Here is a 1,908-nt window from a genome sequence, read left to right on the forward strand (position 1 = left end):
GTCGGCGCGGCGGGCCCCCACGACCACGGGGTGACCGAGCGCGGCCAGCGCCTCAGCGGTGGCTCGCCCGATCCCGGAGGAGGCGCCCGTGACGAGTGCGGGCCGTTCGGCCGCGTCCTGCTGCGGTGGGAATCTCAGACTCATCAGCGTCTGACCTCGACGCGCATGGGCAGACGAGCGAAACCACGCACGTTGGAGGAGTGCACGCGCTCGGCGCCGGGCAGGATCTCGTAGCCCGTGACGGACCGCGAGATCTGGTCGAGCGCTATCCGGCCCTCGAGTCGCGCGAGGTGCGCGCCGAGGCAGAAGTGTGGCCCCTGCCCGAAGCTCAGGCTCGCGGAGGTGTCGCGACCCAGGCGGAAGGCGGCGGCGTCCTCGAACACTTCCTCATCGCGGTTGGCCGCGCCGATGAGCAGCAGCACCTTCTGGCCGGCCGGGATGGTGACGTCGCGGACCGTGACCTCCTGCATCGTCGTGCGCAGGACCAACTGGCTGGAGGTGTCGTAGCGCAGCGTCTCCTCGACCCAGTCGGTCACCCGCTCCGGGTCGGCGATGACCAGCTGCGACTGCTCGGGGTACTCGTGGCCCCAGAACATCGCGTTGGCGAGCAGCTTGGTGGTGGTCTCGTTGCCCGCCACCACCATGAGGAAGAGGAAGGACAGGATCTCGTCCTCGTCCAGCTTCTCCCCGTCGATCTCGGCGTCGATGAGCGCCGAGGTGAGATCCTCGGTCCGCTGCTTCCGCCGTTCGGCGACCATGCCCTGGTAGTACGCGATGAGGTCGAACGCGGCGACCATGGAGTCCTCGGGCACGTCCTGACCGCCCTCCTCGCGGTGCATGACGAGGTCCGCGAGCCGTCGGAGCTCGTCCCGGTCCGACTCCGGCACCCCCATGAGATCGGAGATGACATCCATCGGCAGCTTGCCCGCGTAGTCCTGGACGAAGTCGAACTCGCCGCCGTCGCGAGACCTCTCCAGGCACTCGTCCCAGTACCGCTGTGAGATCCGTTCGATCCCCTGGGAGAGCGCGTCGACGCGCCTGGACGTGAAGCCCTTGCTCACGAGCTTGCGCAGGCGGGCGTGCCGCGGGTCGTCCATCGCGAGGAAGGACATCGTCTTGTAGGCGTGCGGCCCGTACGCCGCCGGATCCAGGGAGACGCCCATCGAGTTGGAGAACACGTCGGGCGCGCGGAAGGCCTCTCGGACATCCGCGTGCTTGCTCAGGGCCCAGAAGTCGAGATCCGGGTTGTGGTAGACGGGGGCCTCGGCGCGCAGCCGGGCGTAGAACGGATACGGGTCCTCGTGCACGGCGTAGTCGTACGGGCTGAACACGAGCGGGGCGGGAGTCGCGGTGGTCATGTCTCAGGTCACCTCAGGATGAGTCGGGCGGCGGATTCGATGGCGTCCGCCATGTCGGAGTAGGAGCCGTAACCCATCCCGGCTCGGACGAGCGCGCCGGCGTAGACCATCTCCAAGGCGTCGATCACCTCGTCGTCACCCTCGTCCCCCAGGGCGGCCATCAGACGGCGGCGGATGTCGGCACCGATCCGGATCCTCAGGTGGGAGACCTCCGGGTCGTCGCCCAGCAGGGCGGCGGTGACCGCAGAGGAGAGTTCGGGCTCGTCCGCGACCAGCAACGCGACGTCGCGCAGCACAGCCACCACCCGGTCCACCGTCGTGCCGGTCCCGGCCCCCTCGGTGACGTGGTCACGGAGGCGCCGCCAGAACACCTCGGCGATGAGGTGGCCCTTGGAGGAGAAGTAGGTGTACGCGGTGGCCGGGGCGACGCCGGCCCTGGAGGCCACCGCCCGGACCGCGAGGCCTCCCGGCCCCTTCTCGCGCAACACCTCGACGGCGGCGGTGGTGAGGCGGTCGACGGTCTCGGCCTGCTGGCCGTTGAGGCGCCGCA

At 69.7% G+C, this 1,908-nt stretch carries 3 protein-coding genes; all 3 read right to left on the minus strand.

Going from position 1 to position 1,908, the window contains the following annotated elements; translation table 11 throughout:
• Nucleotides 1-144: SDR family NAD(P)-dependent oxidoreductase (locus G6027_RS15175; protein ID WP_182637899.1), on the minus strand; the 144-nt coding region annotated here is incomplete at its 3' end.
• Complete coding sequence (locus G6027_RS15180; protein ID WP_182637900.1) at nucleotides 144-1,358, minus strand: cytochrome P450; 1,215 nt, start codon at nucleotides 1,356-1,358, stop codon at nucleotides 144-146. The genes G6027_RS15180 and G6027_RS15175, both read right to left, overlap by 1 nt.
• Before the next feature lie 8 nt (nucleotides 1,359-1,366).
• Nucleotides 1,367-1,908, minus strand: a 542-nt coding sequence (locus G6027_RS15185; protein ID WP_182637901.1) for a TetR/AcrR family transcriptional regulator, incomplete at its 5' end; no start/stop codon positions are given.

This window comes from Dietzia sp. SLG310A2-38A2 (genome assembly GCF_014145095.1).
Classification (GTDB): domain Bacteria; phylum Actinomycetota; class Actinomycetes; order Mycobacteriales; family Mycobacteriaceae; genus Dietzia.

Bases quoted from the DNA above. Each gene is read 5' to 3' on its own strand.
- G6027_RS15180 (WP_182637900.1), bottom strand. From the start codon at position 1,358: ATGACCACCGCGACTCCCGCCCCGCTCGTGTTCAGCCCGTACGACTAC.